The sequence below is a fragment of the Pseudomonas sp. genome (assembly GCF_026224925.1).
Taxonomy (GTDB): domain Bacteria; phylum Pseudomonadota; class Gammaproteobacteria; order Pseudomonadales; family Pseudomonadaceae; genus Aquipseudomonas.
Genome location: NZ_JAMFRV010000272.1, coordinates 1 through 5,433, shown reverse-complemented (window position 1 = coordinate 5,433; position 5,433 = coordinate 1). Strand labels below are relative to the sequence as shown.

The following is a 5,433-nucleotide window of genomic DNA, read 5'->3' as shown; positions in this document are numbered from 1 at the left end:
CGAACTCAGCAGTGAAACGATGCATCGCCGATGGTAGTGTGGGGTTTCCCCATGTGAGAGTAGGTCATCGTCAAGATTAAATTCCAGAACCCCTGATCGCTTACGCGTTCAGGGGTTTTGTTTGTCTGCAGATTAAAGTCTGACACGCGAATCCGCAGTCAAGCTGCGCTCAAGATCCTACGATCTACCATCCTTTCAGCGTTATCGACCACGCCAATCTGGCAATCTTGATCACATGCCCTTAAGGTTCGGCCATTGGTTTTATTCAATTCATGAGCCGTCTGAAAGCAACACCGCTGACGGTATCAGTCAAGGAAGCAGCTATGCCGGTTACACCGACGCTCAGTGCTGGATTCATGGTGGTTCATGGCAACCGACTGGACGAATTGCGCAGTCTTGTCGTTTCCTGGATGCGTCGCTATCCGCTGGCCCCGCTGGAGAATGAAATTGCTTTGGTGCAAAGCAACGGTATTGCCCAGTGGTTGAAGCTCGCGCTAGCTGAAGACTCCCAAGATGACGATCTGGGTGGCTGCGGTATCTCCGCAGCTATAGACGTGCAACTCCCTGGCAGTTTCATGTGGCAGTTGTACCGACTGGTGCTGGGTCGTGATGAAATCCCAGCTGCCTCGCTATTAGACAAAGCCCCGTTGACCTGGCGTCTGATGCGACTGCTTCCTTCGCTGATTGATCAGCCGCATTTCGAACCTCTGCAGCGCTTCCTCACCGCCGACACCGATCTGCGTAAGCGCTATCAATTGTCTGAGCGTTTGGCAGACTTGTTCGACCAATATCAGGTGTACCGCGCAGACTGGCTGGAGGACTGGGCTGCGGGGCGTCACCAGCTACGTAACGGCCGAGGTGAAGCCAAAGCCCTGACCGCCGCCAATTGCTGGCAAGCCGAATTGTGGCGTGCGCTGCTGCTGGACGTTGGTGAAGAAGGCATGGGCCAAAGCCGCGCAGGCGTTCACCAGCGCTTTATCGAGCGCATCAACACCTTGACCGAAGCGCCTGCGGGATTGCCGTCGCGAGTGATTGTTTTCGGTATCTCATCATTACCTGCGCAAGCCCTCGAAGCACTGGCCGGTCTGGCCAAGTTCAGCCAGGTATTGCTCTGCGTTCATAACCCCTGTCGCCACCATTGGGCAGATATCGTCGCCGACAAAGACTTGTTGCGGCACCAATACAAGCGTCAGGCACGCAAGACTGGAATGCCCGTCGTGCTCGACCCTGAGGCGCTGCACCAACATGCACACCCGCTGCTCGCGGCTTGGGGTAAGCAAGGTCGGGACTACATCAACCTGCTGGACAGCTACGACGACCCGAACAGCTATCGCGCTGCGTTCAGGGATGGCCGTATCGATTTATTCAGCGAAAGTGAACCTCACACCATTCTGAGTCAGCTTCAGGACGACATACTGGAGTTACGGCCACTCAACGAAACACGTGAACTATGGCCCTCTGTTGATCCGGCCATCGACCGTTCTGTGCGCTTCCATGTCGCCCACAGCGCACAGCGTGAAGTCGAGATTCTTCACGACCAATTGCTTGCTCGTTTCAGCAAAGACCCCGATCTACGACCGCGCGACGTCATCGTCATGGTCCCGGACATCGACAGCTATGCCCCTCACATTCGTGCGGTTTTCGGCCAGCTTGAACGCGATGATCGGCGCTTCATTCCGTTCACCTTGGCAGATCAGGGCCAGCGAGGCCGTGATCCGCTGTTGATCGCCGTCGAGCATCTGCTGAAGATTCCTGACAGTCGTTTCCCGGTCAGCGAGATTCTCGATCTGCTCGACGTACCAGCCTTGCGCGCACGCTTTGGGGTTGAAGAGCGCGACCTTGCCACCTTGCACCGTTGGATCGAAGGTGCCGGCGTACGGTGGGGGCTCAATGCGCAGCAGCGCGTCGGCCTCGGCCTGCCGGATAACCTGGAACAAAATAGTTGGCATTTCGGCCTGCGCAGAATGCTGCTGGGTTATGCCGTGGGTGCCGGTGCCGCTTTTGACGGCATCGAGCCCTATGACGAGATTGGAGGGCTGGACGCTGCACTGATCGGTCCGCTGGTTTCATTGATCGATGCCCTCCAGGTTGCACACACCGAACTCTCGCTCCCGGCGACTCCCCAAGTGTGGGGCATACGCATGCAAGCGATGGTGCAGTTGTTCTTCAAAGCTGACAGCGAGCATGACGACTACCTGCTTGGCCAGCTTGAGCAACTGCGTGAAACCTGGCTGGAAACCTGCGAATCGGTAGGCCTGCTGGACGAACTTCCACTGACTGTCGTCCGCGAAGCCTGGTTAGCGGGTCTGGACCAAGGGCGTCTGTCACAGCGTTTTCTGGCAGGTTCGGTTAACTTCTGCACGCTGATGCCAATGCGCGCCATCCCTTTCAAACTCGTGTGCTTGCTGGGTATGAATGACGGCGATTACCCGCGTGCACAACCGCCGCTGGATTTCGACTTGATGGGTAGCGATTATCGCCCCGGCGATCGTTCCCGTCGCGAAGACGACCGCTATTTGCTACTGGAAGCCGTGCTCTCGGCCCGCGATCAGCTGTACATAAGTTGGGTCGGCCGTAGCATTCGTGACAACAGTGAACGCCCAGCCTCGGTGCTGATTGGTCAGCTTCGTGACCACCTCGCCAGCGGTTGGAAGTTGCATAACGCCGAATTCCCCGAGGACGAAAAAAAGCGCGATCCCGGCCAGCAACTGCTGCACAAGCTAACCCTCGAGCACCCGTTGCAGCCATTCAGTGCCCAATACTTTCACCAAGGCACTGAATTCTTCAGCTTCGCCCGTGAATGGCAGATGATCCACGAGCCCCAACCACAATCCGGCGAAACGCTACCATTGCCCGAGCATCTGCAAGACGCCCCGCTGAGCCTTGCGCAACTTCAAGATTTTTTGCGTAACCCGGTTCGGCACTTTTTCAGCCAGCGCCTGAAGATCTATTTCGAGGTGGCCGAAGCGCCGCTGGCTGACGAAGAACCGTTTGTGCTCGACGCGCTTGAGCGTTACAGCTTGAGTGAAAGTTTACTCAACGCCGCGCTAACCGACCCCGACGAGATAAACGATGCCCTCATAGCCCAAGCTCGTCGATTGCAGGGCAGTGGTTTGCTGCCAATGGCCGGTTTTGGAACCAGCTTGCAGGAAGAGTTAATCGAGCCTTTGCCTGATCTGCTACAGCGTTATCAAGATCTGCTGGTGCTTTGGCCTGAGCCACTGACTAGCGCGCTACCCGTTAACTTCACCCATGAAAAAACAAGTTTCGATGGCTGGCTTAGCGCATTGCACCAGAACAGCAAGGGCGATCTGCTCGCTATCACCGCAATCCCCAACTCCATTGGTTCGCTGAAAACTCGCAAGTGGCATCGACTCATCCGCCCGTGGGTAGTGCACCTGGTAGCTTGCGCCTGCGGCTTGCCGCTCAGTACTGCATTGGTGGCCAGCGATGAAACGTTGCTATTGGCACCTCTGGAGCAGCAGGCGGCAATCAAAACGCTTACTCATCTACTCATGGCCTGGCAGACCGGCATGCAGCGACCGTTGCCCGTTGCGGTTAAAACCGCATTTGCTTGGCTCGGCCAGAGTGACCCCAGCAAAGCCGAGGCTGCTGCCTGCAAAGCCTACGAAGGCGATGGCGTAAACACTGGCGGTGAGCGTCGAGAAAGCACCGCTCTAGTCCGTCAGTTCCCGGACTTTGCCGTACTGACTGACAGCGAAGAGTTCGTCGGCTGGTGTGATGCATTGTATCGACCGATCTATGAAGCCGCGTGGCAATCCGTGTCCATCGGGGAGGCTAGCGAATGAGCACCGATCAACTGCAACCACCTACTGCATCCCTCGCACTGCGCTTTCCGTTACATGGCAGCCAATTGATTGAAGCCAGCGCGGGCACCGGTAAAACGTTCACCATCTCCGCACTTTACCTACGCCTGGTCTTGGGCCATGGCGGGGAATCCGGTTTCGGCCGCGAATTATTACCGCCGCAAATTCTCGTAGTGACGTTCACCGATGCAGCGACCAAAGAGCTACGCGACCGAATTCGTACGCGCCTCGCGGAGGCCGCGCGTTACTTCCGTGACGAGATCGCCGTGCCGGATGCCTTGATAGAAGAACTGCGCGATCAGTTCACCCCTGAGCAATGGTCGGCCTGCGCCAGTCGTTTGGACATCGCCGCACAGTGGATGGACGAAGCCGCCGTCTCGACCATCCACAGTTGGTGTCAGCGCATGCTGCGAGAGCACGCATTCGACAGCGGCAGCCTGTTCACCCAGACCCTGGAAACTGATCACAGCGAATTGCTTAGCGAGGTGCTGCGCGATTATTGGCGGCGCTTCTGCTACCCGATGTCAGGCGATGCATTGAAGTGGGTCCGCGCCAATTGGAATAGCCCCGCAGCATTGTTGCCGCGAGTCCGCGCCTTGTTCGGCAGCGACCGAAATGTCGTCACCCAAGAGCCTGCGGAACTGATCGTGGCCTCCCTTGAGCAGCGTCGGGAAGCACTGCGTGTTCTAAAATTTCCGTGGACTAACTGGGCCGCTGAACTGCACGTTATCTGCCTCGATGGGGTTGCTTGCAAACTGGTCGATGGCCGCAAAATGCAAGAGCGCTACTTTCGGCCGTGGTTTGAAAAACTCATCGCCTGGGCTGCTGACGAAGACCAGGAAGACTTGGACCTGGGCACCGGGTTTACTCGTCTCACGCCTGATGGCTTTGCCGAAGCGTGGAAAGGCCAAGCGCCGTCGCACCCCGCGCTGGAAGCTATGCTCGTCCTCAAAGCCAGTCTCGCCACGCTACCTACCCCGGATGCTGCGGTGCTCGAACATGCAGCGCAGTGGGTGGGTGAGCGTTTCGAAGAAGAGAAGCGTCGCCGTGCCGAAATGGGCTTTGATGACATGCTGCTCAGGCTCGACGCCGCACTGCGCAGTGCCGGCGGTGAGCGTCTGGCGACCCTGATTCGTGAACAGTTTCCGGTGGCTCTGATCGATGAGTTTCAAGACACTGACCCTGTGCAGTATCGAATCTTTGACAGCATCTACCGTCTTGAGGAAAACAGCCCAGAGACCGGATTATTTCTGATCGGCGACCCGAAACAAGCGATCTACGCGTTCCGTGGTGCTGACATTTATACCTACCTGCGCGCACGGAGCGCGACCACTGGCCGTTTGCACACGCTGGGTACCAACTTTCGCTCCAGTCACCCGATGGTTGATGCGGTCAATCATGTATTCAACCAGGCAGAGCAGCGTCCTGTCGGGCGCGGTGCGTTTTTGTTCAAGGACGGCGAGAGCAATCCGGTGCCGTTTACCCCGGTAGCGGCTCAAGGGCGCAAAGAGTTATTCACCGTGGAAGGTCAAGCCATGGCCGCGTTGCACGTCTGGCAATTGCAAAGCGAGCAGCCGGTGTCTGGTGCGATCTACCGACAACAACT

The 5,433-nt window shown here is 57.3% G+C and carries 2 protein-coding genes; both read left to right on the top strand.

The window, feature by feature from the left end:
* Positions 1–323: 323 nt before the first annotated feature.
* Positions 324–3,809 carry an exodeoxyribonuclease V subunit gamma gene (gene recC, locus M0974_RS11915; protein ID WP_297836461.1) on the top strand — a complete coding sequence of 1,162 codons (3,486 nt, stop codon included), beginning with the start codon at positions 324–326 and terminating at the stop codon, positions 3,807–3,809.
* A partial coding sequence (locus M0974_RS11910; protein WP_297836460.1) for a UvrD-helicase domain-containing protein occupies positions 3,806–5,433 on the top strand: 1,628 nt, incomplete at its 3' end. The genes recC and M0974_RS11910, both read left to right, overlap by 4 nt.